Raw genomic sequence first — 333 nt, 5'->3', positions numbered from 1 at the left:
AATGGTTACCTCCTTACAGCCCGGATTTGAATCCTATCGAACCGAAATGGGCTGAAGTCAAAGCGATAAGACGGCGAGAGAGGTGTTCAATTGACGAGCTGTTTATGGAACACGTGAAATGTGTCTAATTATTCTGATTTAGCTATAGCAGTAAAAACCCCAGATTTATTATTATGCAGATGGATGAGTGCCATTGTTGTTTTCACGATGTGATTTGTCATTTTTTATTTTTCCATATGAAAGGTTAAAACCACCGACTTTAGTCGGTCAGCTTTAGCTGCGATACTGTGTTGCACGAGAGGTGCAATATGGATTACAGATATGGCAGCCACA

Annotated in this window: 1 protein-coding gene; it reads left to right on the top strand. The window is 40.5% G+C overall.

What is annotated here, in order from left to right; translation table 11 throughout:
• On the top strand, positions 1 to 128 hold a 128-nt coding region (locus tag AAC855_RS21305; protein WP_422824420.1), incomplete at its 5' end, for a transposase.
• Between the last annotated feature and the right edge of the window lie 205 nt (positions 129 to 333).

It is taken from the genome of Xenorhabdus bharatensis, from assembly GCF_037996705.1.
GTDB classification, from domain to species: domain Bacteria; phylum Pseudomonadota; class Gammaproteobacteria; order Enterobacterales; family Enterobacteriaceae; genus Xenorhabdus; species Xenorhabdus bharatensis.
This window is presented reverse-complemented; position numbering and strand designations above follow the sequence as displayed.